Raw genomic sequence first — 24,686 nt, 5'->3', positions numbered from 1 at the left:
GACGGAGGAGAGAACAATGGTTGTATTTGTATGCGAAGACAGTCCGGAAGGTATATTCACAGGAGTATATGATGCCTGGAACAGCCGCTTAGGGCATGAGAACGTGCGGCTGGAAGTACAGGGCGAATATAATTACAGCCTGTTTTCGGAGTATCGAGAGGTAGCGGTGGATCGGCTCAAGGCACAGAAAGTCGTGCGCTCGGTGCGCCGATCCCTGTCAGAACTGGCGTACAGCTGGATTTACCGCACGGCGCTGAGTGAGCGGGAGGATCGGGCAGAGGCGGTCTACCGCTTTCTGGTCTGTGGGTTTAGCGCAGGGGCAGCAGGGAGGCGTATCACGGAAAATTTACAGATACCGGCGGTGCAGACAGTCTTTCAGATCAACCGCGCGGTTGCCAATGAAGCGCATTTGCAGACAGAATTTTTGCGGTTTGCAGAATATTCCGATCAGGTACTATTTTCTGAGATTGGTCCGAAAAACCGGGTGACGGCATTGCTGATGCCGTATTTTACAGATCGCCTGCCCTCGGAACCATTTATTATCTATGATAAAAATCACCAGGAAGCGGGAGTCTGGACAGGAAAGGGGCGGTGGTATATGATGCGTGGGGCTGAGACAGAACCCCTGCGGGCGCTTTCCGGGAGAACCGATCAGAGCGAATATGCGGCGCTCTGGAGTGCATTTTTTCATCAGATAGGAATTAAGGAGCGGGAAAATCCAGCCTGTCAGCGGATGCACCTGCCGCTTCGCTACCGGAAATATATGACGGAATTTCAGTTCGGTTCCAACCGTTCAAATTTGGCTAAATTGTGAACAAATCGTAAACACAAAATCGAGAACCTTGTTCATAAAGAAACGAAAAAAGAATAAAAATAAGCCGGAAATCGGGAAAAAACAGCATTGAAACGAGAAAACTGCTACATATATATTAAGATTTAAAGACCTTAAAAAACAATGTAAAGTCAACAGAAACAAGGATTTTTCTTACGAAAACTTTCGATTTTTGTAAGAAATACGGGATTTATTTAGTGAATGTTAATTATCTGTTCATATTTTGGACATAATTTGTTTTTATTATAGGTCACGTACCGATGAGGTACAAGAAAACATAAATCGTATGTTTTAAAGAGGAGAGAATAATTATGAGAAAGAATCTTACAAAAACAGCAGCAATCTTAGTTATGAGTGCAATGGTAGCAGCATCTGCTCTGACCGCTTGCGGCAGCAAAGCAGAGGAGACAACTGCAGCAGCAGAGGAGACTGTAGAGGCAGAAGAGACTGAGGCAGCTGAGGAGACCGAGGCTGAAACAGAAGAGACTGAGGAAGTTTCCGAGGAAGAGACCGAAGAGGCATCTGAGGAAGAGACTGAGGCAGCTGAGGAGACTGAGGCTGAAGCAGAAGAGACTGAGGCAGCTGAGGAGACACAGGCTCAGTAATCAATCTTTGATTGTAGAAGTTTGTTTCTATTCGGATATAACCGAAAAGGTTGTTAAGAAAATCGTAAGAGGGCAGTCGGTTGACAATCGGCTGCCCTTTTTGTATACTATAACTGTATTAAATGAACTAATACACTTATGATTTTTGATACAGGGCAGAATGGAGGAAAGGAGAATGTGAGCATGATTCTGATTGATTATAAAGATCGACGACCTCTCTATGAGCAGATTGTTGAGAAGCTGTCGGATCTGATGGTCCGGGGGATTTTGGAGCAGGACAGTCAGCTTCCATCCGTGCGGAGTCTGGCAACGGAGCTGTCGATGAATCCGAATACGATCCAGCGGGCGTATGCAGAGCTGGAACGCCAGGGATATATTTATTCGGTTAAGGGCAGGGGCAGTTTTGTGGCGGATAACCGGCAGATTCGGGAGAGGAAGCGGCAGGAGATCTGGGATCAGCTGGAACTTCTGATCCGGGATGCAAAAGGAACCGGCATCACGATGCTGGAGTTCCAGGAGCAGGTCATCCAGAGCTATGGAAGTGAGGAAGGAGGAAACAGGAATGATAAAGGCTGAGAATCTGACGAAGCGTTTTTATGATACAGTGGCAGTCGATCATATCCATGCGGAGATTCACAATGGAAGTGTCTTTGGTCTGATCGGAACTAACGGCGCCGGAAAAAGTACCTTTTTGCGGATGGCAGCCGGTATTTTAAAGCCGGACGAAGGAAGCATTACGGTTGATGATGAGACAGTATTTGAGAATACAAAGGTAAAGGCACGGTGCTTTTATATCCCGGATGAGCCGTATTTCTTAAGCAATGGAACGGCGGAAGACATGAAAGTATTTTATCAGGGGATTTATCCGAAGTTTGATGCAGCCCGGTTTGATAAACTGCTAAAGAATTTTGAACTGGAAAGCCGGCGGAAGGTGCAGACCTTTTCGAAGGGTATGAAAAAACAGCTCGCTGTGCTGCTGGGCATCTGCGCGGGAACCGATTATCTGTTCTGCGACGAGACGTTTGACGGGCTGGATCCGGTCATGCGGCAGACGGTCAAGAGTCTTTTTGCCAATGATATCGAGGAGCGGAACCTCACGCCGGTCATCGCCTCCCATAATCTGCGGGAGCTGGAAGATATCTGCGACCATGTAGGTCTGCTTCACAAGGGAGGAATGCTTCTCTCAAAGGATCTGGACGATATGAAGTTAAATATTCACAAGATTCAGTGTGTGCTTCCGGCGGGAGTGGGGAGCAGCGATTTGCAGGGAATCGATATTATAAAGACGGAACAGAGGGGAAGTCTCCTGACGCTTACTGTGCGCGGAAAACGGGAAGAGATTCAGACAATTTTACAGGCGTATCATCCGGTGTTTTTTGAAATGATACCGCTTTCCCTGGAAGAGATCTTTATCAGTGAAACGGAGGTGGCTGGTTATGACATCAAAAGGCTTGTTTTTTAAATATATGAGAGAAAATACGAAGCAGCGTCTCTGGAGCGTGGCGCTTACCGCACTTTTGTGCTTCTTTCTGTTTCCAGTCCTGACAGCGCTGGAAACCAGCATAATGCTGCGTCCGGATAACTTGTCTAAAGATCTGAGCGTCGAAGCGGCGTTAGCAGAAGCAAAATTAAAGCTGACCAATGAGATGCTGCATATGTATTCGATCCAGAATGCAATGCTGGTATTTATCCTGATTGTGACGGCGGTGGTGCTGGCAGCGTCCGGTTTTTCGTATCTCCATTCGAAAAAGAAAACGGATTTTTTTCACAGCCTTCCGATCAGCCGTGAAATGCTTTATACTGTGACCTGCCTGGACGGTATCCTGTATCTGGCGGTTCCGTATCTGGTGTTTTTGCTGGTGGCAGGTGTGATGCTGCAGGTGAAGGGCGCGCCATTTTCATGGGGAACCCTGCTGATTGGGTATGTACAGCATATGTGCTTTTTTACCCTGGTGTACATGACGGTGGTGCTGGCAGTGATTCTGACAGGCAATCTGATCGTAGGATTACTTGGAACCGGCGTATTTTTTAGCTGGGGACCGGGTGTGGCTGCAGTGGTATCGACGTATTTTTCCGAATACTTCATGACGTTTTATGACAATGGCAATTTCCTGCTGCGCTGGTGCGAGCGGACCTCACCGGTTTTCTGGTACGGCACGGCAACTGGTTCGGATCATCCCACCCGGATGGCAGTCATTGCATTGGCAGTGGCAGCCCTGCTCTTTGGTCTGGGAATGTTCCTGTACCGGAAACGCCCGTCTGAGGCGGCTGGAAGAGCGATGGCATTTAAGGTAAGTGAGCCGGTGATCCGTTTCCTTCTGGTTGTGCCGATCACGCTGTTTTCCGGAATGATTTTCCGGTCAATCCTGAATGATGATATCTGGACCGTGTTTGGCTTGATCTGCGGACTGCTCATCACCAGCTGCCTGATCGAAATTATCTATCATTTCGATTTTAAGAGCTTGTTTGCGCATAAGAGACAGCTTGCCATTAGTGCGGTGGCAGTGGCAGCCATTTTCTTAGGGTTCCGCCTGGATGTGGCAGGATATGACAGCTATCTGCCGGATGCTGACAAGGTTGCATACGCGGGTATTTACTGTGATGCGCTGGACAACAATGCGGCAGGGGCTTACCATGTGACTCCGAGAATGTATAGGGATGGCTACAGTGTTGGAATGGAATGGGCGTCCCAGGGAGATGTGGCAGATAAAATGCAGATCTCGGATGAGGATGGAATCCGTGTCCTGCGGGAAATTGGCGCGCAGGGCATCGAGACAGCTTTCAGACAGCGGAAGCATTTGAACGGCGGACAGGATTGGATGAGTGAGGCGGATCTGGATTCACGCTATGATTCGATCGTGCTGTCCTGGCATCTGAACAATGGAAAAACCGTTTACCGTAATTACCGCACGATCAATGTATCGGAGCTGCGGGAACAGCTAGATTCCATTTATGAAAATCAGAGCTATAAACTGGGAATGTACCCGGTGCTGTCCCTACAGGCAGACGATGTCGCAGGCATCAATTACAAAGAGGAAGAGGACTGCAGCCATGTGAAGCTTCCGGATGAGCAGACGAAGGCGGCGCTTCTTGCTGCATACCAGAAAGAGCTGATGGCTCTGACGCCGGATATGCGCCGGGAGGAGATGCCGATCGCGGAGATTCAGTTTAAGACAAATGAGATGCAGGCGATGATTGATGTGATTCGTAAAAATGGCGGCTATTATGACACATTTAACCAGTTTGATTATTACCCGATTTATCCGTCCTTCCAGGAGACGATCGCGATTCTGAAACAGTGTGGTACCGAGGTCGGCAGCAAGGTGACGCCGGAAAATACAGAAAAAATCGTGCTTCAGTATCAGGGCGGCAAGATTCCGGAGGATCAGCTGGCACCGGCAGATACAGAGCTTGGAAAACGCCAGCGGGAGTATCTTCAGAATAACAGCAGACGCGAGGTAACGATTACAGATCCGGAACAGATTGCAGAAATTCTTGCAAACTCCGCTTCGGATGATATGGTGCAGATCAATCAAATGGCGGAGGCATATCAGGGGATCAATATTGCAGTATATGTGTCCGGTACAGAGGACACAGGGGCAGTTTCAGAGGATGATTTGAGGGATTCGGTAAATTCAATGGAGGAAAATGAGATAGGTCAGACATATACGGTGGATGCCGGTCAGAATGTCCTGTATGATGGGGAATATGCGGCGGACTATGAAATGGATGAATCGGGTCAGTATGGCATCTACCAGCGCTCGTTCCGCTATGGCAAGGTTCCGGAGTTTGTGAAATCGACCTTCGGTCTGACACCGGAATTGATGCGGTTGAACCGGGTGTTTGCGTATTAAAAAAGTTGCCTGGAGTTGATTCGGGGATGCAAAAGATTGACTTTCTCCCCTGTAGGGGCTAAAATAAGGAGAAACGTAGCGGTTCAGCCGGTTTATGTATTTGATGCAAAAACCGGCTGAATCGTTATGAGAAAATATCAGATGCCTTGGTTTTGCATGAACCTGCCGTTGCATTTAGAACAGCGATGCACTGTCCCATCAGGCAGAACAAAATTTGAGGCGTACATATCCCGCAGAGGAGGAAGAAATATGGCATTTTTCGATGAACTTGGAAAGGTGATCAGCGATAAGAGCAAGGAAGCTGCGAACCGGGTAAAGGACATTACAGGCGTATTACAGCTGAAATCGAAGTTGTCCGCCGAGAAAGATAAGATTAATAAGGCATATATCACACTGGGAAAAGCATACTATGACAGACATGAGGGCGAGCTGGAAGGGAAATTTGCAGATGAGTTCCACACTATCCAGGCAGGGCTTGTGAAGATTGCGTCCCTGGAGGATGAGATTGCCGAGTTAGAGGGCACAAGAGTCTGCGCGGAGTGCGGCGCAAAGGTGGAGAAAAATGCGGCATTCTGCAGCCGGTGCGGTGCGCCGATGGATTCAACGACATCTGCAGATGTGCATGAGCCGGAAGAACCGGAGGAGATGCAGGAGACTATCTTTGAAGAGAAGGATGAAGCTGCAGCAGATAAGGCGGTTGACAACGCAGAAACAGAAGGCGCGGCTGGTCCAGACGCGGATTCCGCGGATGTTTCGGACTCTGTTTCGGAGAACACCACCGATACTGCGGCACAGAATGAAAATAACAGCGGGGAGCAGGCATAATTTATGGATTCACTGGTACAATGGTTTACAGCTAATTTATCCGGAGTCATATCGAAGGAGGCAATTATCTTCATTATCTCGATGATTCCGATTCTGGAACTTCGAGGCGGGCTTCTGGCTGCGTCACCGGCACTCTTAAACGTGCCGATCCTGCGGGCGATCCCGATCTGTATCGTGGGAAATATCCTGCCGATCCCGTTTATCCTGCTTCTGATCCGCCATGTGCTGGAGTGGATGAAGAAGGTTCCGTGTTTCCGTGGTATTGCGCTGTGGCTGGAACGCAAAGCGATGAGCAAAAAAGGGCAGATCGAGAAATATGAGTTCTGGGGGCTGATGCTCTTTGTCGGCATCCCGCTTCCGGGAACCGGCGCATGGACAGGCGCGCTGGTGGCATCCCTGCTCCACATGAAATTTGGCAAGGCATTTGGCGCGATTTTAGTCGGTATCGCGCTGGCGACGGTGATTATGTCGATTCTGTCCTACGGCGTGCTGGGCGTGCTGTTTGGATGATGCGCAGATAAAAATGGAATAATGTCTATGCCCGCAAAAGGGCGGCATGGATGCGAATGTATAAAAGACTCTGTAAGGGGAAATTCTCCGGACAGAGTCTTTTTGCGTCCATTATTATTTTGTTGAGAAAAAGAGATCATAAATGAAATTGGGGTTGACATATACCCTATGGGGGTATATTATAAAGGCAGTTAAGAGATAGGAGGAGACCATGAAGCAATATACAGTAACCGGCATGAGCTGCGCGGCATGCAGCAGCCGGGTTGAAAAGGCAGTATCGAAAGTGCCGGGTGTCACGGCATGCTCGGTCAGCCTGCTGACAAATTCGATGGGCGTCGAGGGCGATGTGCCCCCGGAGACCGTGATTCATGCGGTGGAAGATGCCGGATATGGCGCATCCCTGAAAGGACAGGGCACTGCAGCGCAGGCGCAGAGCGCGTCGGAGGCAGAGGACGCCTTAAAAGATCGGGAGACGCCGGTCTTAAAACACCGTCTGATCGCATCGCTGGGATTCTTAGCAGTCCTTATGTATATGTCGATGGGACATATGATGTGGGGCTGGCCGCTGCCGCACTTTATGGATGGCAACCATGTGGCGATGGGACTTTTGCAGCTCCTTTTGGCCGGAATTATCATGGTGATTAACCAGAAATTCTTTATCAGCGGTTTCAAGGGACTTTTACACCGCGCCCCGAACATGGACACGTTGGTAGCACTTGGTTCCGGCGCGTCGTTTATCTACAGCACATATGCGTTGTTTGCGATGACGGACGCACAGTTAAAGGGCAACGACACGGCAGTCATGTCCTACATGCATGAATTTTACTTTGAGTCGGCGGCAATGATTCTGGCGCTGATCACAGTCGGAAAAATGCTGGAGGCGCGTTCCAAGGGAAAAACGACGGATGCCTTAAAGGGACTGATGAAACTGGCACCGAAGACAGCTGTTATCATCCGGGATGGAGTGGAAACAAAGGTTCCGATTGAAGAGGTAAAGAAGGGTAATGTATTTGTTGTACGCCCAGGTGAAAATATCCCGGTGGACGGTGTGGTCCTGGAAGGAACAAGCGCGGTCAACGAGGCAGCACTGACCGGCGAGAGTATTCCGGTGGATAAGGCACAGGGTGACCCGGTTTCGGCGGCAACGGTCAACCAGTCTGGTTATCTGCGCTGTGAGGCGACCAGAGTCGGTGAAGATACCTCCCTGTCGCAGATCATCCGCATGGTCAGCGACGCGGCGGCGACGAAAGCGCCGATCGCCAAGATTGCAGACCGGGTTTCCGGCGTGTTTGTCCCGGCGGTTATCACGATCGCAGTGGTGACAACGATTATCTGGCTGCTGGCAGGACAGACGTTTGGATTCGCACTGGCGCGAGGTATTTCCGTACTGGTTATCAGCTGCCCGTGTGCACTGGGACTGGCTACGCCGGTTGCGATTATGGTCGGCAACGGCATGGGCGCGAAAAACGGAATCTTGTTCAAGACAGCTGTTTCGCTGGAAGAAACCGGAAAAATGGACATTGTAGCGCTTGATAAGACGGGTACGATCACCAGCGGCGAGCCGCGTGTGACCGACGTCATCCCGTCTGGAGGTGTGACTGAGAAGGAGCTGGTAAGCCTGGCGCTTTCCCTGGAAAAGAAGAGTGAGCACCCATTGGCGAAAGCGGTTCTTCTTTATGCAAAAGAACAGCAGATTGACGCGCCGGAGGCGGCTGATTTCCAGGCGCTGCCGGGTAATGGACTTTCTGGTACGTTAGACGGCGCTTCACTGGCAGGCGGAAGCTTTTCCTATATCAGCGGACATACGACGGTGTCCGCACAGGAACAGGCATCCTTTGAGCGCCTGGCATCGGAAGGCAAGACACCGCTGTGCTTTATGAAAAATGGTCGTCTGGCTGGTATGATTGCCGTGGCAGATGTCATCAAGGAAGACAGCCCGCAGGCGGTCAGGGAACTGCAGAACATGGGAATCCGTGTGGTCATGCTGACCGGAGATAATGAGCGGACCGCCCGTGCGATTGGGGCACAGGCTGGTGTGGATGAAGTCATTGCCGGAGTACTTCCGGATGGGAAAGAGAGTGTCATCCGCAGCCTGAAAGAACAGGGCAAGGTGGCAATGGTCGGTGATGGTATCAATGATGCCCCGGCGCTCACGCGTGCCGATATAGGTATCGCGATCGGAGCCGGTACAGATATCGCGATTGATGCCGCGGATGTGGTGCTGATGAAGAGCCGTTTGAGTGATGTTCCGGCGGCAATCCGTCTAAGCCGTGCGACGCTTCGAAATATTCACGAAAACCTGTTCTGGGCATTCTTTTACAATGTTGTGGGTATTCCACTTGCAGCCGGTTTGTGGTATCCTATCTTTGGATGGAAATTAAATCCGATGTTCGGCGCTGCAGCGATGAGCTTATCCAGCTTCTGCGTAGTGACGAACGCGCTGCGGCTGAATCTGTTTAAGATGCACGATGCATCGAAGGATCATCCGATGCGGAAGAGGGCTGAGAAGGCTGCTAATAAAGGTGGAGAAAAGGCAGAAAATGCAGGTGCAGTTAGGATGGGGGCAGAAGACACCCGGTCAATTGGGCAAACAGCAAATGAAAATGAAACTGTTTCAAAAGAAATGCAAAAAAGTGAGAATCAAAAAAATAATATAAATATGGAGGGAATAACGATGATAAAGACAATGAATATCGAAGGAATGATGTGTGGACACTGTGAGGCACGCGTAAAGAAGGCGTTGGAGGCACTGGCAGGCGTGGAGAGCGCAGAGGTCAGCCATGAGAAAGGAACCGCGGTCGTAAGCATGAGTGCGGATGTGGCGGACGATACATTGAAAGAGGCGGTTGAGGCACAGGATTATAAGGTGAACTCGATTCAGTAGGATGAAAAAAGCTGCGAAATGGTGGAATTAATATGCCATTTCGCAGCATTTTGATAAAAGATAGGAGAAAAGCATGGGCTGTTGTAAATGTGAATCACAAGCGCAGGTCTGTCAGGGAGGAGAGACGGAACGCCACAAACACAGAAATCTGACCGAAGAAAAAGATCTGCTGAAACGTTTAAACCGGATCGAGGGACAGGTGCGCGGTGTGAAGGCGATGGTGGAAGACGAGCGATACTGCGTCGATATATTAAACCAGGTATCAGCGGTTCAGGCGGCGCTGAACAGTTTTTCCAAAGTCCTGCTGTCCAACCATATCAAAACCTGTGTGGTTGATGATATAGAGGCGGGAAATGGGGAAGAAGCGGTTGAGGAGCTGTGCAAGACGATTCAGAAGCTGATGAAGTAAATATAAATTTATCGAATTGAGCAAACACAAGCAACTATAGCGAAATATTAAACATAATAAATATTTTTAAAAATTCTTCAAAAAAAGTGTTGACATTCTCCTGGATTTATATTATACTACGTCATGTAATCGAGGCGTGGCTCAGTTTGGTAGAGCGCTGCGTTCGGGACGCAGAGGTCGCGTGTTCGAATCACGTCGCCTCGATTCTATTATAAAACATACGGCCTGTTGGTCAAGCGGTCAAGACGACGCCCTCTCACGGCGTAAACCCGGGTTCGATTCCCGGACAGGTCATCGAAAGTTGCTTTGGGTTTTCCAGAGCATTTTTCAAATTAAAATGCTTCCTTGGCTCAGTTGGTAGAGCGACGCATTCGTAATGCGTAGGTCGCCGGTTCAAGTCCGGCAGGGAGCTGATGAGTGGAACCCCTCTTGATTATCAAGAGGGGTTTCTTGTATAATTGGAAATACCTTGGATTTTGCCGATGCTTCACATTTTAAATTGGTAAAATCTGCAATCAGAACTGTGTCGTACGGAAATTTCAGTTCAGAAAATTCCTATCTGTGAACAGTAACGGTACAGCCTTTATTCCATATAACCACTTGCACGATCTCCGCAAATGATATAAAATAATAACATACAAAAGACAAGGCGGCAGACGGCAGAGTTCGTACTGCCGCTTCCGTTTGCCAGGAAAGGATATTTCATGCCATGAGACAAGAAGAATGGACGGTAGAAGCGGCAGATGCATATCTGAATGAGATACCGAAATTTACCAGTGAAAAACATACGGCGGAGGGGCTTCGCAGGATGCTTTCATACCTGAATGCATTGCCGCAGGAGGAAAGAATCGTACATGTGGCCGGAACAAATGGAAAAGGGTCGGTCTGCTCGTTTCTCGATGCGGTTTTGCAGAAAGCCGGGAAGCGGACGGCGCGGTTTACGTCTCCTCATCTGGTGCGCGTGACGGAGCGTTTTTCTTTTGATGGACAGGAAGCAGACGATGCACTGTTCCTGGAGGCATTTGAGGCGGTTAAGGCATCATATGTTCATTTTGAGCAGGAAGGACTGGGGCGTCCGACGTATTTTGAATATCTGTTTTTGATGTTCATGTGGATGGTGCGCCGGAAAAAGCCGGAGTATGTGATTCTGGAAACGGGGCTCGGCGGACGGCTGGATGCAACGAACTGCATCGAGCATCCAGCGCTTACGGTCATCACTTCAATCAGCCTTGACCATATGGAATACCTGGGCGGCACGGTGACACAGATCGCGGGCGAAAAGGCGGGAATCCTGAAAAAAAATATGCCGGTGGTGTACGATGATACGGATGCGGCGGCTTCGGCAGTTATCAGAAATCGGGCGGCGGAACTTTCCTGTCCGGCATATCCGATCAGCCCGGCAGTGTATACGGATCTTCGGCGGGAACATGGCGGGATGATTCTAAGGATAAAAGAGAAAAGCCAGCGTCTGTTTATTCCCTTCGAAGCGGAATATCAGGCGGTCAACGCCTGCATCGCTTACCAGGCGGCGCGGCTTCTTGCAGTGGACGGGGAGACAGCGGCAGCGGGCATTCGGAATGCGGTATGGCACGGACGCATGGAGGAGATCCAGGACGGAGTTTATCTGGATGGCGCTCACAATGAGGGCGGAATCCGTGCGTTTGTGGGCGCGGCGGCAGAGGTGGCAGCGCGCAGAAGAGAAGAGTCCGGGAAAGATGGTCGGATTTTTCTGCTGTTTGCAGCCGTTTCAGATAAAAATTATGAATCGATGCTGGAAACACTGATGCGGAAACTGAAGCCGGATCGATTGGTGCTGACTCATTTATATACATCGCGGGCACTTTCGATGGAGGCGATGGAAAAAGCAGCACACCGGGTGGCAGATGGCTGTGAGGTTCAAAGTATACCAGATGTAAAAACAGCTTATCAGACACTGGTTCAGGAAAAACGTCCGGAGGATACCTGCTTCTGTGTGGGTTCTTTGTATTTAATCGGAGAGCTGGAGAAAAAGATTTCCCGAACTGGATTTGACAGCACCGCCAGAATGGTGTAAGATTAGCGGGAATGTATATCCATGTAATAAAGGAAGAAACTCTGGAGGAAAAACATGAGTGGCGAAGGAATGACAATCAATTTCGAAGAAGAAATCGAACATTTTAAACCGAGTCTGGAGGTCGAGGAGGTCGGCGAGGCGATCGTGAAGAGTGACCTGACAGATATGTCGGATATTATGATGGAACTTTTAAAACATATGAAGGAATAGGCGGACATGATGGATCGAACAAGAAAAATTCGCCTGATTTCCAACAGCTTTTACAATGCCGGGCTGGAACGGGCAAAGAGACGGGATTTAACAGGGGCGGTCGAGTATCTGAAAAAATGCCTGAACCTGAACAAGTATCATATTGATGCCAGAAATCTTCTCGGACTTATCTATTATGAGATGGGTGAGGTGTCGGAGGCGCTGGTGCAGTGGGTTATCAGCATGAACTTTAGGGAGCAGGATAACCGGGCTGATTATTATTTAGACCAGATTCAGCGCAAGCAGGATCGTTTGGATCAGGCGAGCGCGACGATTCAGAAATATAATCAGGCGCTTCTGCAGGCGCAGACCGGAAGCGACGATCTGGCGACCTTACAGCTTACAAGAGTTGTAGAAGCTAATCCGAGATTTGTAAAAGCACATCTTCTGTTGGCTCTTTTGCATATTAGTCATGAGGATTATACGAAAGCGGGCAAATCCCTGTATAAGGTACTCAAGATTGATAAAAACAATCCCAAGGCGAACTGGTATATGGAGATTGTTAAGGAACATACCGGCAAGGCGGATATCGAGCGGAGAAAGCTGAAAAACGCATTTTCCCACCGCCAGATGCAGGATGATGATGTCATTATGCCGCCGACGTACAAGGAGAATACGGGATTGCAGTCGGTGCTCAATATCGGCGCGGGACTGCTTTTGGGCGCGGCAGTTATCTTTTTCCTGGTGATGCCAGCCAAGATTAAGCAGGCAAATAATGCACATACGCAGGAAATGCTCCAGTACAACGAGCAGCTCAATCAGAAAAATGAAGAGATTGACAGTTTAAATGAGAGCATTGAGACCTCGAAAAAGGACAAAGAAGAGGCGGAGAACAAGCTGGATACGATGCTCAACAGCAATGACAGCGTTCTGAACCAGTATGCGAAGCTCGTCAAAATGCTGCAGGCATACCGCAACAATAACCTGGCAGAGGCGGTTACCTATTATGAGGGCTTTGATCCGTCGTTATTTACGGACGAGACGGTCGTTTCCATTGCCAACGGGGTAAAGCAGGACATCGAGACAAATGGCTACCAGACGCTGGAGGATCTGGCATACACGATGTGGTCGGCAGGCCGTATGGCGGAAGCACTGGCAGATTACCAGACCTGTCTGGCGATCCGTCCGGCAAACCCGAAGGTTATCTTCAGCATGGGTATGATTTACCGGGCACAGGGCGAGACAGACAAGGCGGTCGAAATGTTTACGCAGATTGTGACCCAGTATGCGGATTCCGAGCAGGCGGACAAGGCAAGACAGCAGCTCGCCGAGCTTGCGCCGGATAACCAGCAGGCTGCAGTTCCAGGTCAGTCCATCATCAGTCAGGGAGAGACTGCGGCGGATGAAACGGCAGCAGGCAGCGGAGCGGAGACGCAAGCGGCGCAGTAAGTACAAATATAATACGGCAGATAATTAAGAAGAAAAGCACTGTAAAGATAAAAACTTTACGGTGCTTTTTTGTTTCATAGGAAATTACGTCCTATGAAACAAAAAACGCTCCGCGAGGATGCGCACTCGCGCGAAGCAGAAACATGTCGCAAGCGACCGCGCGAGACGCCCGAATGTGCCAAAGCACATTCTTTTTAGGTATATAGGAAAAGGCTGCATAAAAAATCGAAAAAGGGGGAATCCTGATATGGAACGAAATATGTTTACATACGAAGCAATCGATTCGGCGCTGGTGATTCATCTGCCGAAGGAGGTAGATCATCATAACTGCCTGACACTCAAATATGAAACAGACCTGCTTCTGGCGGAAAATTATATTAACCGGATTATTTTTGATTTTTCAGGGACGGAATTTATGGATAGTTCCGGGATCGGTGTAATTCTCAACCGGTATAAGCAGATGGAGGGTAGCAGCGGCACGGTGGCGGTGTACGGGGCAGGCGAGCGGATGCGCCGGATTTTGCGGATCGGCGGCGTGTATCGTTTGGTGCAGTCGTACCGGACGAGAGAGGAGGCACTGGATGGGAGACATTAAAGGAGAGATGAATATGTATGCGGATGATATATCTGTATCAGAAACGGAAGTGAAAGGAAAACTTAAAAAAATAAAAGATTCAGAAGAATACAGAAAATTTAAACAGAATGAACAGAGACAAGCAGAGAAGAATGGCACGTGGATGCACCTGGAGATAGACAGCCATTCATCGAACGAGGAGTTTGCCCGTGTCACAGCGGCAGTCTTTATGAGCCGGATGAATCCGACGATGGAGGAGCTGGAGGATGTGAAAACGGCGGTCTCGGAGGCGGTGACAAATGCGGTGATTCATGGGTATAGCGATGAAATCGGAATTATTTACATAGAAGCGCGGATTGAGGGAGAAGAACTGATAATTTCGGTCCGGGATGAGGGAAAAGGAATCCTGGATGTGGAAAAGGCGATGGAGCCGATGTATACGACAGACACGACCGGCGAGCGCTCGGGGATGGGCTTTTCGTTTATGGAAGCGTTTATGGATGAGGTCGAGGTGGAGTCCAAGGTGGGCTGCGGAACGTGTGTGACGATGAAAAAGCGAATTGGAAGGGGATATATGAATAAAGAACAGGAAGAAAAAGAAACGGCGGAGTTCTATGGATAAAACCATCGAGCAGATCAAACGGGCACACCAGGGCGATAAGACGGCGCGGGAGGCGCTGGTAAAAGACAATCTGGGGCTTGTATGGAGCATCGTCCGCCGCTTTGCGGGGCGGGGGTGTGAGACGGAGGACTTATTTCAGATCGGAAGTATCGGGCTGTTGAAGGCGATTGATAAGTTTGACCTATCATATGAGGTGCGTTTTTCGACGTATGCGGTGCCGATGATTGCGGGGGAGATCAAACGTTTTCTCCGGGATGACGGTATCATCAAGGTCAGCCGTTCCATCAAAGAGCAAAACCAGCGGCTCCGGGCAGCGCGGGAAGCGCTCTGCACGGCGCTTGGGCGGGAGCCGACGCTGGAAGAGCTGGCGGCGCAGATTGGAGTGAGCTGTGAGGAAGCTGCCGCATCGATGGCGGCGGACAGTCCGGTTGAATCGCTCTCTGCACCAGCCAGCGCCGGGGAAGAAACTGGCCTTCTGCTTCAGGACCGGATTGCTGGGGAGACAGCGGAAAATGAGGTTCTGCTTGACCGGATGCTTTTGGGAGATTTACTGAAAATGCTCAATGGACGGCAGCGGGAGATCATTGTGCGGCACTATTTTTATGATCAGACACAGACTCAGATCGCGGCGCAGCTCGGCATTTCACAAGTACAGGTGTCGCGGATCGAGCGGAAAATATTAGGGCAGATGCGCGCAAAGCTGGAAGAAACATGAGAAAAAAGACAGGCTCATAATTCAGAATATATGAATGTGCATACTCCATTGAAAGACAGCCATACTACTGGATACAGGAACTTTTGGAGTTTCCAGAATACACAGGAAGGATGGAAAAAAATGACGGGAAATGTGAAAGTGACAATGAAAAAAAAGATGGGAATCTGTATCTGGGTCGGATGCATGATTCTGATTGTGGCAGCGCTCTGTCTCTGTCTGATGGCAGTGGGGCGGGACAGCGTCTACATTGACGGAACCTTCGTACAGCATTCCGGGGACAGCGCGGAGGCATTTTTGAGACCGGAGGCACAGACGGAGAAGGCAGCATTATGACACAGACGGTCTATCTGAAACTCAGCCAGATCACGCAGGTACATGAGAAAAATGTACCGCTTGCAAGCCTGGGAGAAGTTTATTGCAGTGAAAAAAGCGTGGAAAGCCGCTGCCGTGCGATGATCGTGAAGAGGATCCGCGGCGGCGGGAAACAGCGCGAAAGCCGTCTGGTTGGAAACGTCATGGAGATTATCCAGCAGATTGAACGGGAAATTCCGGGGACATCGGTGCAGAATCTGGGGGAGACGGATTATGTCATTCATTATCAGCCGCCGCACCGTCAGGCGCTTGTCTGGCAGTGGTGCAAGACGCTGTTCGTCTGCCTGATTTGCTTTTTCGGGGCGGCATTTGCGATCATGACATTCAACAACGATGCAAACGTGCTGGATGTATTCAAGAAAATATATGAGATCACGACGGGGCAGGCGTCGGACGGAACAACGGCGCTGGAGATCGGTTATTCGATCGGGCTTCCGGTGGGGATTTTGCTGTTTTTTAATCATTTTACTTCGTGGAAATTCAGTCTCGATCCGACGCCGCTGGAGGTAGAAATGCGCCTGTATGAGGAAAATGTCAATAAAACGCTGATTCAGAACGAGGAGCGGAAGGAGGATGACATCGATGTTTCTTAAAGAAGCGCTGCTTTTGCTGGCGGGGCTGGCGGCGGGAAGCACGGTGGCAGCGGGAGTCTACGCCTTTCTGGTGGTCATCGGCGTTTATCCGCGCCTGATTGGAAAGACGGCGACGGCGTCGAAGGGGAAAATCTTCTTGTATGAGACGATTATCGCGCTGGGAGGATTGTTTGGAAATGTGGTGGATTTATTTACAGAGAAAGTGAAACAGCTGACCGGGAGTTTCCTGAGAATAGCGTGGCCAGCGGCAATGCCGGAGGCAGAGTTGTGGCAGAAGGCAGCAGAAGGCGGTGGCAGAACGGGAGCTGGTGCTGGATTTCTGGTGATGCTTGGAAATGTCTCCGGACAGCTGCTTCTAGTGGCTGCGGGACTTTCCTGTGGTATTTTTGTAGGCTGCCTCGTCATGTCGCTGGCAGAGACATTGAAAGCCCTGCCGGTGCTGAGCCGCCGCCTGCGTCTGGCAGTGGGGCTGCCATATCTCCTTCTCGCGATTGCGGCGGGGAAATGTGCGGGTTCGCTGTATTATTTCTTACATGGAATTGGAAGACAGTAGAAGAGAGGAGAAACCATGGAAGCCAGAAAAGATCAATATGAAGCATATGTCAAATCGGTTACGCCCGTCCACAGTACATGGAAAAATGTGTTGATGGCGGGAATTTCCGGCGGGCTGATCTGCCTGGCGGCGCAGATCAGCACAAATTGTCTGGTTCAGACAGGCATGGAGGAGAAAACGGCGGCGCTCTGGACGATGCTGGGACTGATTCTGCTCAGCGTTATCCTGACAGGGGCAAATGTATTCCAGAAGCTGGCGCGCGTTTTTGGGGCTGGTGTGCTGGTTCCGATCACCGGATTCGCCAATTCAGTTGCATCCCCGGCGCTGGAATACAAGGCGGAAGGGCAGGTGTTTGGTGTCGGATGCAAAATATTTACAATCGCGGGTCCGGTGATCCTGTATGGGATTCTGAGTTCGTGGGGATTAGGGGTTGTGTATTGGGGGTGGATAATGCTGACTCAATAATAAATGAGAAAAAGTTTCAATAATATAATAAGAATCTTTCTTGTTTTGTGAAAAATGAGGGTTTACAATCCGGAAATAAATACCTATAATAGCCATAGGGTAATCTGACCGTCTGAACAGCCAGATTCATTATAGAAAAAAGGAACCAGAGAGATGGACGTTTGCTAAGAAGGATAACCGCTTTCGTGACGAGGCGGCTGTCACAGATCAGACAGACCGAGCATGAATGTCTCAGCCGGTCCCGGAAATGGAGTGCTTTATGGCAGAAAAAGTGTTAGAAGTAAATCAGATAAAGGCAAATATAGAAGAAAAAGAGATTCTGCACGGCGTTGATTTAAGCGTCGGTGCAGGGGAGGTACATGTCCTGATGGGACCGAACGGCGCTGGAAAATCGACGCTCGGCAACGTCCTGATGGGAAACCCGAGATACCAGATCACGGGTGGTCAGATCTTATTTAAGGGTGAGGATATCACACATGAGTCCACGGACAAGCGTTCCAAAGCCGGTATGTTCCTGTCCTTCCAGGAGCCGCTGGAGGTACCGGGACTTTCGCTGGAAAGTTTCCTGCGGAGCGCGATGCGCCAGCAGACTGGCAAGAACTTAAAGATCTGGGAATTTCATAAACAGCTCAAAAAGGCGATGGACATTCTCCAGATGGATGAATCGTATGCACAGAGAAGCTTAAACGTGGGCTTTTCTGGCGGTGAGAAGAAAAAATCTGAGATTTTACAGCTGATGCTCTTAAATCCGAGCCTGGCAATCCTCGATGAGACAGACTCTGGTCTGGATGTTGATGCAGTCCGTCTGGTTTCTAAGGGTGTGGAAGAGTACCAGAAGAACCAGAACGGCGCGCTTCTTATTATCACGCACAGCACCCGGATTCTCGATGCACTGCATGTTGACTATACGCACATCATGGTAGATGGAAAGATCGTGGCAACCGGTGACGGCTCCCTGGTTGATAAGATTAACCAGGAAGGCTACGAATCCTTTATCCGTGAGGCGGGTGTGGCAGACGCCCGGAACTAATCGTTACTGTTCGCAGGCAGGCATTTTGGGAATCGAGAGTGCCGCAGGATAACGCGACAGTAATAACGAATCAGCACGGGTAATATGGAGGCATCAAACATGAAAGAAAAAACGTATGTAGATGATATTGATCGCAGCATCTACGATATAAAAGACAAAGAAAATGACGCATATAAAGTAAAAGCAGGTCTGACTCCGGAGATCGTTGAGAAGATTTCTAAGGAGAAAAATGACCCGGCGTGGATGCAGCAGTTCCGTCTGCAGTCCTTACAGATTTACAATTCCCTGCGGGTTCCGAATTGGGGACCGGATATCGAGGATCTGGACATGGACAACATCGTAACCTATGTCCGTCCGAAATCCAAGATGAGCGCCAAATGGTCCGAGGTTCCGAAGGACATCAAAGATACCTTTGAACGTCTGGGAATCCCGCAGGCGGAGCAGAAATCGCTGGCAGGCGTGGGCGCCCAGTATGACTCGGAGTTAGTATATCATAACGTGCGCGCGGAGGTAGCGGCGCAGGGCGTTGTCTACACCGATCTGGAGAGTGCGATGCACGGCGAATATGCGGACATGATCCGAACGCATTTTATGCATCTGGTCAAACCGCAGGAACATAAATTTGCAGCACTGCACGGGGCAGTCTGGTCCGGTGGCTCTTTTGTGTACGTGCCAAAGGGCGTGTCGGTTACGATCCCGCTTCAGTCATATTTTCGTCTCAATGCACCGGGAGCCGGACAGTTTGAACATACGCTGATCATCGTTGATGAGGGTGCATATCTGCACTTCATAGAGGGCTGTTCTGCGCCGAAATATAACGTGGCAAACCTGCATGCGGGCTGTGTCGAGCTGTATGTCGGCAAAAATGCGAAACTCCGCTATTCGACGATCGAGAACTGGTCGAAAAATATGTACAATTTGAACACCAAGCGCGCGATTGTGGAAGAGGGCGGCACGATCGAGTGGGTATCGGGTTCCTTTGGTTCCCACGTATCGTATCTGTACCCGATGAGTATCTTAAAGGGCGACGATTCAAGAATGGAATTTACCGGCATTACTTTTGCCGGAGAAGGTCAGAACCTCGATACCGGTGCGAAGGTAGTCCACACGGGCAAACGGACTTCTTCCTATATTAATACGAAATCTATTTCCAAGGACGGCGGTGTCAGCACGTTCCGAAGCAGCGTACAGATTGGAAAACAGGCATCCGGTTCTAAGGCATCGGTTTCCTGCCAGTCCCTGATGCTGGATGATATTTCACGTTCCGATACGGTTCCGGCGATGGATATCCGAACCCGCGACGCGAACGTCGGCCATGAGGCAAAGATTGGACGGATCAGCGACGAGGCTGTTTTCTATCTGATGTCACGCGGCATCAGCGAGGAGGACGCGCGCGCAATGATCGTCAGCGGATTTGCGGATGATGTATCGAAGGAGCTGCCGCTTGAGTACGCGGTTGAGATGAATAACCTGATTCAGCTTGAGATGAAAGGCAGTATCGGATAATAGATGGTTACTGTTTGCAGCGGGGATTTTGAAATAACAGATTCTGCTGCGGGGCATGCAAGTGCATGAATGGTAACGACAGGAGGAAACAATGGGACAGAAAGAAATGATAGTAAACATTCTTCCGACCCGAACCTGGAACCGGCTGGGAATGAACGAAAGCCAGATACAGATTGAGTGGCCGGAGGAAAGTGTTTTGATAAAACCGGAGCGCCTGGCAGCAGGTGTGACCTGGGAAAAAGAAATTTCCGGAAAAGAGTGGGACGAGATCCAGACCGGCATGGGACGCGAGTACGATGCGATGGCGGCGGAATGCGGAACGGCTGGCGCAAATAAAACGGACACTGTAAATGGAACGGCTGTTGCAGAAGAAAATGCCGGTGCGGGAAGTATCTACCGGCTGACAGCGGAAGCGGCAGCTGTGCTTCAGAATGAAAATACAGAATGGACGGTTCTCTGCGTCGATTACAAAAACGGCAGTTACCAGAACCGCCTCTGCCTGGATGCAAAGGAAAACAGCCGCTTAAACGTGCTGATCGTATTCCGCTCCGGGGAGGACGCACAGGGAACATCCTCGTTCCAGGTAAAGGTTCATGCGGAAAAGAATGCAAAGGTACAGCTTCAGGAAGTGCAGCTTCTCGGCGCAGGATATACCTGCCTGAGTGATATCGGTGCGTCCTGCGGGGAAAATGCCACATTTGAGCTTTTGAAACTGGAGCTGGGCGCAGGCAAGGTCTACGCGGGCTGCCTGACCGAGCTGGAAGGAAAAAAGAGCGCATTTGACGCGAAGATCGGCTATTACACCAGTGTAAACCAGAAGCTGGATATGAACTATACAGTACGCCATCGCGGCAAAAAGACAGAGAGTATGATGGAAGTCTCTGGCGTTTTGCAGGACGGTTCCTCCAAGCTGTTCCGCGGAACCATCGATTTCGTGCCGGGATGCGCCGGGGCAAAGGGAACTGAGCGCGAGGATGTGCTGCTGCTCGGCGATGACATCGTAAACCAGACGATTCCGCTGATTCTGTGTGCGGAAGAAGATGTCGAAGGAAATCACGGCGCTTCGATGGGCGATCTGGACGATGCAACGCTGTTTTATCTGTGCTCCCGCGGACTGTCGAGAGAGGAAGCTGAGCGCATGGTAGCGCGGGCGAGAATCGACGCGCTGAATGAGCTGGTAGCTGACGAGGCAGTACAGAAGCAGGTTCAGGAGTTCATGAACCAGAAGCGATAATAAAATGAAAAAACTGTAAGTTGGCTGCGGTTTGTTTTTGCAGCAAGTATACAAACAAATATATAAGAAGGAACAGAACATGACAGATTACAAGAAAGATTTTCCCCTGCTTGCGGGTTCGGATATCGCATATCTGGACAATGCGGCAACGGCACAGCGCCCGGAGGCGGTATTAAAGGCAGTGGAAGATTTCTATACAAAGAAAAATGCCAATCCGCTCCGCGGGCTCTATGAGCTGGGAATCGAGGCGACGGAGGCATATGAAGCGGCAAGAGAGCGCGTGCGGGAATTTATCAATGCTGGAAAGACGAGCGAGGTCGTGTTTACACGCAACAGCACCGAGAGCCTGAATTTGATCGCGTACAGCTATGGTTTAACCAGTCTGAAAGCAGGCGATGAGATCTTAATCAGCATTGATAACCACCACAGCAATATCCTGCCGTGGCAGATGGTATCCAGACAGACAGGCGCGAAGCTCGTTTATCTGGAATGTCAGCCGGATGGTTCCTACCGGGATGAGGATATGGAAGCCCTGGTGACAGAAAAGACAAAGATCGCAGCCATGCCGCAGATTTCCAATGTCCTTGGCCGCAGAAATCCGGTAGAGAAGCTGACGAAACTGGTGCATGAAAAAGGCGGTGTCATCGTCATCGATGCGGCACAGAGCGCCCCGCATATTCCGGTGGATGTGCAGGCACTGGATGCAGATTTCCTTGTATTTTCCGGTCACAAGCTGATGGCACCGATGGGAATCGGCGTCCTGTACGGAAAAGAGACCCTTCTGGATGCGATGTCGCCGTTCCTGACGGGCGGCGAGATGATCGATTCGGTCAGCCGGGAATCCGCAGTCTTTGCCGAACTGCCGCACAAATTCGAAGCCGGTACCGTCAATGGCGGCGGTGCGGTCGGCTTACAGGCGGCGATCGATTATCTGATGAACGTCGGATTTGACGAGGTGCGGAAGCGTGAGGAGCTGCTGACAACACGGGCAATGACGGCGATGCAGCAGATTCCGGGCGTTCATATCCAGGGAAGTGATAAGCCGGAAGAGCACAACGGAATTATCAGCTTTACCGTGGACGGCGTACATCCGCACGATATCGCGTCGATTCTGGATGCCGCAAATGTCAATGTGCGCGCAGGCCACCATTGCGCCCAGCCGCTTTTAAAACATCTGGGTGTATTTGCAACAGCGCGTGCCAGCTTTGCGTTCTACAATACGGAGGAGGACATCGACCGTTTTGTCCAGAACCTGAAAGAAATCCGGAGGAAAATGGGATATGGAGAATAGAACCTTTTACAATGAAATACTGACGGATCACAATCTGCATCCGTTACATAAAGAAAAGCTGCCGGATGCCAATCTGGTATTAGAGGGCGTCAATCCGAGCTGTGGAGATGACATCATTCTTCAGCTGAAGGTCGAAGATGGACAGGTGGTAGACGGTGCTTTTGAGGGAAGCGGCTGCGCAATCTCCCAGGCATCCGCTGATATCATGCTGGATCTGATCATCGGAAAATCCGAAGAGGAAGCACGCCATCTGGCGGATCTGTTCCTGCGGATGATCAAGGGCGAGGCAGGCGAGAACGAGATCGAAGAACTCGAGGAAGCCGGTGCCCTGGTCGATGTTTCCCATATGCCGGCGCGTGTCAAATGCGCGGTGCTGGGATGGCATACGATGGAAGAGATGCTGGATAAGGAAAACGAGAAATAAGAGAGAAGATAAAAAGAAACGGGAGCTATTCTTTTGGGAGTGTCAGGGCGGGACGTACCATTTCCGCTCTGATGATCTATATACCTGAAATAGTCTGGAAAAGAAAGAAAAGTCAGATGTGTTGGTGAAAATATATACAAAAATAGATTGGCAAAAACAAAACACGTATAGAGAAAATAGCAAAAAAAAGCCGATCTAGATGCGTGTTTCGTATAAAATATCCAAAAGATTGACGGCATATTTACAAAAACAAACAAAGATGTTAAAATAATGATAAAAAGGATGCAGATGGCGATGTACATACGGATGGCGTACAGCTGAATCCTGTGGCTGGAGGTATGAGAGATGCCAAATTTTTCATATAAAGCGCTGGGACGGGATGGAAAAGAAGTCCGGGGAGTGCTCCAGGCTGAGAGTGAAGCGGCAGCCGCTTCCAGAATCCGGGAAAACTATCCGATTCTTTTGAGCATCAGCCAAAAGAAAGAGAAGAAAAGACCTGATGAGGGCAGTCTCCTGGAAATGGAGATCGGAAGCAGGCGGATCAAGACGAAGAAGCTGGCGATCCTGTGTTCACAGTTTGCGCTCACCCTTCATTCGGGCATGACAGTGGCACACGCGATGCGTATGCTGGCAGATCAGAATGAGGACAAGCGGATCCGGAAGATCATGGGGGCTGCGGCAGAGGAAGTAGCTGCAGGAAGTACCGTTGCGTCGGCGCTGGAAAAGTATAGCGACCGTTTTCCGCTCACATTTATCGAGACGATCCGGGCAGGCGAGCAGTCTGGTACGCTGGAACGATCCTTTGACAGGCTTCAGAAGTTTTACGAAAAGTCCTACAAGACGACGGAGAAGATCAAGGGAGCGATGACCTATCCTTTGTTTGTCGTTGCGGTTGCGGTGGTTGTCCTGATTATCGTCATGGCGAAGGTTATCCCGACACTGGCAGATGTATTTGCCGATCTGGGCGGTACGCTGCCGCTGATGACGCGGATGCTGATCGCGACTTCTCATTTCTTCGCGAAGTGGTGGCTGCTGATGCTGGCGGTGCTGGCGTTTTTGAAGATTGGTTCGCAGGTCTACGGCAATACGCCGCAGGGACGGATTGAGAAAGAAAAGATCATGTTATCCCTTCCACTTGTGGGCGCGATCAACCAGATGAACGGCGCAGCGCAGTTTGCCAATACAATGTCGGTGCTTCTGGCAGCGGGTATCACGATCAATCAGGCGGTTGACACGACGGCGAAGGTCATGGACAATGCACTTCTGAGCGAGGATGTTCGCTCCATGCGCGAAGGAATCGAGCGGGGACGCAGTCTGGTGGAATGTCTGCAGGGAAAGAAATATTTCCCGCCGACGATGGTCGATATGTGTTCCGTCGGAGAAGAAACCGGTGAGCTCGAGGAGACACTGGACAATGTTGCCGATTATTACGCCAACGAGGCGGATTATCGAATTCAGCGGCTTCTGGCACTGCTGGAACCGACGATGCTGGTGGTGCTTGCGATTTTTGCGGGTATCATTGTAGTGTCGATTTATCTGCCTATCTTTACGATGTACGATCTGATGTAAGCGTAATTGACTGCACACATGTGAAATGTGATACAGCAGAGGATGGATGGCGCAGAGATAATTCTCTGTTCAGACTGTAGACAAACTTGGTGCTGGGTGTTATGCCCAGTACCATTTTTCTTTAAATT

The 24,686-nt window shown here is 50.1% G+C and carries 25 protein-coding genes and 3 tRNA genes; all 28 read left to right on the top strand.

Features of this window, described 5'->3' with window-relative positions:
- The first annotated feature begins 16 nt into the window (after positions 1-16).
- The 28 genes from DWY89_RS08510 to DWY89_RS08375 all read left to right on the top strand — a co-directional run bounded on the left by DWY89_RS08510 (position 17) and on the right by DWY89_RS08375 (position 24,558).
- Positions 17-814: a TIGR03915 family putative DNA repair protein gene (locus tag DWY89_RS08510; RefSeq protein WP_118524164.1), complete on the top strand. Its 798-nt coding sequence runs from the start codon at positions 17-19 to the stop codon at positions 812-814.
- A 329-nt stretch (positions 815-1,143) separates the two neighbouring features.
- The gene (locus tag DWY89_RS08505; RefSeq protein ID WP_107000077.1) at positions 1,144-1,437 is read left to right on the top strand and encodes a hypothetical protein; all 294 of its coding nucleotides are present in this window, start codon (positions 1,144-1,146) and stop codon (positions 1,435-1,437) included.
- Between the two features lie 183 nt (positions 1,438-1,620).
- Positions 1,621-2,013, top strand: a complete 393-nt coding sequence (locus tag DWY89_RS08500; protein ID WP_107000076.1) for a GntR family transcriptional regulator — start codon at positions 1,621-1,623, stop codon at positions 2,011-2,013.
- Positions 2,000-2,899: an ABC transporter ATP-binding protein gene (locus tag DWY89_RS08495; RefSeq protein WP_117795722.1), complete on the top strand. Its 900-nt coding sequence runs from the start codon at positions 2,000-2,002 to the stop codon at positions 2,897-2,899. Before DWY89_RS08500 ends, DWY89_RS08495 begins: the two co-directional genes overlap by 14 nt.
- Positions 2,874-5,291: a DUF6449 domain-containing protein gene (locus DWY89_RS08490; protein WP_118524584.1), complete on the top strand. Its 2,418-nt coding sequence runs from the start codon at positions 2,874-2,876 to the stop codon at positions 5,289-5,291. The genes DWY89_RS08495 and DWY89_RS08490 overlap by 26 nt, the downstream gene beginning before the upstream one ends.
- A gap of 249 nt (positions 5,292-5,540) precedes the next feature.
- Positions 5,541-6,116 carry a zinc ribbon domain-containing protein gene (locus DWY89_RS08485; RefSeq protein ID WP_118468795.1) on the top strand — a complete coding sequence of 192 codons (576 nt, stop codon included), beginning with the start codon at positions 5,541-5,543 and terminating at the stop codon, positions 6,114-6,116.
- Between the two features lie 3 nt (positions 6,117-6,119).
- Entirely contained in the window at positions 6,120-6,626 is a 507-nt protein-coding gene (locus DWY89_RS08480) for a small multi-drug export protein (RefSeq protein WP_022358562.1), read from the top strand.
- 211 nt (positions 6,627-6,837) lie between these two features.
- The gene (locus tag DWY89_RS08475; protein ID WP_118468793.1) at positions 6,838-9,510 is read left to right on the top strand and encodes a heavy metal translocating P-type ATPase; all 2,673 of its coding nucleotides are present in this window, start codon (positions 6,838-6,840) and stop codon (positions 9,508-9,510) included.
- A gap of 73 nt (positions 9,511-9,583) precedes the next feature.
- Positions 9,584-9,919, top strand: a complete 336-nt coding sequence (locus tag DWY89_RS08470) for a metal-sensing transcriptional repressor (protein ID WP_022358560.1) — start codon at positions 9,584-9,586, stop codon at positions 9,917-9,919.
- Positions 9,920-10,049: 130 nt separating this feature from the next.
- Positions 10,050-10,123 (top strand) — tRNA-Pro (locus DWY89_RS08465).
- 18 nt (positions 10,124-10,141) lie between these two features.
- Positions 10,142-10,213 (top strand) — tRNA-Glu (locus DWY89_RS08460).
- A 45-nt stretch (positions 10,214-10,258) separates the two neighbouring features.
- Positions 10,259-10,331, top strand: a tRNA-Thr gene (locus tag DWY89_RS08455).
- 297 nt (positions 10,332-10,628) lie between these two features.
- The gene (locus DWY89_RS08450; protein WP_118522701.1) at positions 10,629-11,972 is read left to right on the top strand and encodes a Mur ligase family protein; all 1,344 of its coding nucleotides are present in this window, start codon (positions 10,629-10,631) and stop codon (positions 11,970-11,972) included.
- A gap of 54 nt (positions 11,973-12,026) precedes the next feature.
- The gene (locus tag DWY89_RS14385; RefSeq protein ID WP_022358683.1) at positions 12,027-12,182 is read left to right on the top strand and encodes a hypothetical protein; all 156 of its coding nucleotides are present in this window, start codon (positions 12,027-12,029) and stop codon (positions 12,180-12,182) included.
- A 6-nt stretch (positions 12,183-12,188) separates the two neighbouring features.
- On the top strand, positions 12,189-13,610 hold the full coding sequence (locus DWY89_RS08445; RefSeq protein WP_243021992.1) for a tetratricopeptide repeat protein: 1,422 nt from the start codon (positions 12,189-12,191) through the stop codon (positions 13,608-13,610).
- Positions 13,611-13,857: 247 nt separating this feature from the next.
- A complete protein-coding gene (locus DWY89_RS08440) occupies positions 13,858-14,205 on the top strand; it encodes an anti-sigma factor antagonist (RefSeq protein WP_022358681.1) in 348 nt (115 codons plus the stop codon).
- 142 nt (positions 14,206-14,347) lie between these two features.
- Positions 14,348-14,806 carry an anti-sigma F factor gene (gene spoIIAB, locus DWY89_RS08435; RefSeq protein WP_182430738.1) on the top strand — a complete coding sequence of 153 codons (459 nt, stop codon included), beginning with the start codon at positions 14,348-14,350 and terminating at the stop codon, positions 14,804-14,806.
- Positions 14,799-15,521, top strand: a complete 723-nt coding sequence (locus DWY89_RS08430) for a SigB/SigF/SigG family RNA polymerase sigma factor (protein WP_118468787.1) — start codon at positions 14,799-14,801, stop codon at positions 15,519-15,521. Before spoIIAB ends, DWY89_RS08430 begins: the two co-directional genes overlap by 8 nt.
- Before the next feature lie 120 nt (positions 15,522-15,641).
- Positions 15,642-15,854 (top strand): hypothetical protein, encoded by a 213-nt coding sequence (locus tag DWY89_RS08425; protein WP_022358678.1) that lies wholly within the window; start codon positions 15,642-15,644, stop codon positions 15,852-15,854.
- Positions 15,851-16,486 carry a stage V sporulation protein AA gene (locus DWY89_RS08420; protein ID WP_118468785.1) on the top strand — a complete coding sequence of 212 codons (636 nt, stop codon included), beginning with the start codon at positions 15,851-15,853 and terminating at the stop codon, positions 16,484-16,486. Before DWY89_RS08425 ends, DWY89_RS08420 begins: the two co-directional genes overlap by 4 nt.
- On the top strand, positions 16,476-17,039 hold the full coding sequence (locus DWY89_RS14620; RefSeq protein ID WP_243022803.1) for a stage V sporulation protein AB: 564 nt from the start codon (positions 16,476-16,478) through the stop codon (positions 17,037-17,039). Before DWY89_RS08420 ends, DWY89_RS14620 begins: the two co-directional genes overlap by 11 nt.
- Positions 17,040-17,054: 15 nt before the next feature.
- Positions 17,055-17,504 (top strand): SpoVA/SpoVAEb family sporulation membrane protein, encoded by a 450-nt coding sequence (locus DWY89_RS08405; protein WP_118524111.1) that lies wholly within the window; start codon positions 17,055-17,057, stop codon positions 17,502-17,504.
- 259 nt (positions 17,505-17,763) lie between these two features.
- A complete protein-coding gene (gene sufC, locus DWY89_RS08400) occupies positions 17,764-18,534 on the top strand; it encodes a Fe-S cluster assembly ATPase SufC (RefSeq protein WP_107000429.1) in 771 nt (256 codons plus the stop codon).
- Positions 18,535-18,633: 99 nt separating this feature from the next.
- Complete coding sequence (sufB, locus tag DWY89_RS08395; protein ID WP_118524112.1) at positions 18,634-20,040, top strand: Fe-S cluster assembly protein SufB; 1,407 nt, start codon at positions 18,634-18,636, stop codon at positions 20,038-20,040.
- Between the two features lie 91 nt (positions 20,041-20,131).
- On the top strand, positions 20,132-21,274 hold the full coding sequence (locus DWY89_RS08390) for a SufD family Fe-S cluster assembly protein (protein ID WP_118524113.1): 1,143 nt from the start codon (positions 20,132-20,134) through the stop codon (positions 21,272-21,274).
- 79 nt (positions 21,275-21,353) lie between these two features.
- Positions 21,354-22,565 carry a SufS family cysteine desulfurase gene (locus DWY89_RS08385; RefSeq protein ID WP_118524114.1) on the top strand — a complete coding sequence of 404 codons (1,212 nt, stop codon included), beginning with the start codon at positions 21,354-21,356 and terminating at the stop codon, positions 22,563-22,565.
- Positions 22,555-22,989: a Fe-S cluster assembly sulfur transfer protein SufU gene (gene sufU, locus DWY89_RS08380; RefSeq protein ID WP_107000051.1), complete on the top strand. Its 435-nt coding sequence runs from the start codon at positions 22,555-22,557 to the stop codon at positions 22,987-22,989. The genes DWY89_RS08385 and sufU overlap by 11 nt, the downstream gene beginning before the upstream one ends.
- Positions 22,990-23,334: 345 nt before the next feature.
- On the top strand, positions 23,335-24,558 hold the full coding sequence (locus DWY89_RS08375; protein WP_118524115.1) for a type II secretion system F family protein: 1,224 nt from the start codon (positions 23,335-23,337) through the stop codon (positions 24,556-24,558).
- Positions 24,559-24,686: the final 128 nt, after the last annotated feature.

Origin of the sequence: Clostridium sp. AF27-5AA, assembly GCF_003478415.1 — a bacterium.
Classification (GTDB): domain Bacteria; phylum Bacillota; class Clostridia; order Lachnospirales; family Lachnospiraceae; genus Otoolea; species Otoolea fessa.
This window is presented reverse-complemented; position numbering and strand designations above follow the sequence as displayed.

Excerpts from the sequence above, each read along its gene's own strand:
- DWY89_RS08470 (WP_022358560.1), top strand. The coding sequence starts at position 9,584 with ATGGGCTGTTGTAAATGTGAATCACAAGCGCAGGTCTGTCAGGGAGGA.
- spoIIAB (WP_182430738.1), top strand. The coding sequence starts at position 14,348 with ATGCACCTGGAGATAGACAGCCATTCATCGAACGAGGAGTTTGCCCGT.
- DWY89_RS08500 (WP_107000076.1), top strand. The coding sequence starts at position 1,621 with ATGATTCTGATTGATTATAAAGATCGACGACCTCTCTATGAGCAGATT.
- DWY89_RS08385 (WP_118524114.1), top strand. The coding sequence starts at position 21,354 with ATGACAGATTACAAGAAAGATTTTCCCCTGCTTGCGGGTTCGGATATC.
- DWY89_RS08405 (WP_118524111.1), top strand. The coding sequence starts at position 17,055 with ATGGAAGCCAGAAAAGATCAATATGAAGCATATGTCAAATCGGTTACG.
- DWY89_RS08390 (WP_118524113.1), top strand. The coding sequence starts at position 20,132 with ATGGGACAGAAAGAAATGATAGTAAACATTCTTCCGACCCGAACCTGG.
- DWY89_RS14385 (WP_022358683.1), top strand. The coding sequence starts at position 12,027 with ATGAGTGGCGAAGGAATGACAATCAATTTCGAAGAAGAAATCGAACAT.
- DWY89_RS08375 (WP_118524115.1), top strand. The coding sequence starts at position 23,335 with ATGCCAAATTTTTCATATAAAGCGCTGGGACGGGATGGAAAAGAAGTC.
- DWY89_RS08485 (WP_118468795.1), top strand. The coding sequence starts at position 5,541 with ATGGCATTTTTCGATGAACTTGGAAAGGTGATCAGCGATAAGAGCAAG.
- DWY89_RS14620 (WP_243022803.1), top strand. The coding sequence starts at position 16,476 with ATGTTTCTTAAAGAAGCGCTGCTTTTGCTGGCGGGGCTGGCGGCGGGA.
- DWY89_RS08510 (WP_118524164.1), top strand. The coding sequence starts at position 17 with ATGGTTGTATTTGTATGCGAAGACAGTCCGGAAGGTATATTCACAGGA.
- DWY89_RS08445 (WP_243021992.1), top strand. The coding sequence starts at position 12,189 with ATGATGGATCGAACAAGAAAAATTCGCCTGATTTCCAACAGCTTTTAC.
- DWY89_RS08450 (WP_118522701.1), top strand. The coding sequence starts at position 10,629 with ATGAGACAAGAAGAATGGACGGTAGAAGCGGCAGATGCATATCTGAAT.
- DWY89_RS08505 (WP_107000077.1), top strand. The coding sequence starts at position 1,144 with ATGAGAAAGAATCTTACAAAAACAGCAGCAATCTTAGTTATGAGTGCA.
- DWY89_RS08420 (WP_118468785.1), top strand. The coding sequence starts at position 15,851 with ATGACACAGACGGTCTATCTGAAACTCAGCCAGATCACGCAGGTACAT.
- DWY89_RS08430 (WP_118468787.1), top strand. The coding sequence starts at position 14,799 with ATGGATAAAACCATCGAGCAGATCAAACGGGCACACCAGGGCGATAAG.
- DWY89_RS08440 (WP_022358681.1), top strand. The coding sequence starts at position 13,858 with ATGGAACGAAATATGTTTACATACGAAGCAATCGATTCGGCGCTGGTG.
- DWY89_RS08490 (WP_118524584.1), top strand. The coding sequence starts at position 2,874 with ATGACATCAAAAGGCTTGTTTTTTAAATATATGAGAGAAAATACGAAG.
- DWY89_RS08480 (WP_022358562.1), top strand. The coding sequence starts at position 6,120 with ATGGATTCACTGGTACAATGGTTTACAGCTAATTTATCCGGAGTCATA.
- DWY89_RS08475 (WP_118468793.1), top strand. The coding sequence starts at position 6,838 with ATGAAGCAATATACAGTAACCGGCATGAGCTGCGCGGCATGCAGCAGC.
- DWY89_RS08495 (WP_117795722.1), top strand. The coding sequence starts at position 2,000 with ATGATAAAGGCTGAGAATCTGACGAAGCGTTTTTATGATACAGTGGCA.
- DWY89_RS08425 (WP_022358678.1), top strand. The coding sequence starts at position 15,642 with ATGACGGGAAATGTGAAAGTGACAATGAAAAAAAAGATGGGAATCTGT.
- sufC (WP_107000429.1), top strand. The coding sequence starts at position 17,764 with ATGGCAGAAAAAGTGTTAGAAGTAAATCAGATAAAGGCAAATATAGAA.
- sufB (WP_118524112.1), top strand. The coding sequence starts at position 18,634 with ATGAAAGAAAAAACGTATGTAGATGATATTGATCGCAGCATCTACGAT.
- sufU (WP_107000051.1), top strand. The coding sequence starts at position 22,555 with ATGGAGAATAGAACCTTTTACAATGAAATACTGACGGATCACAATCTG.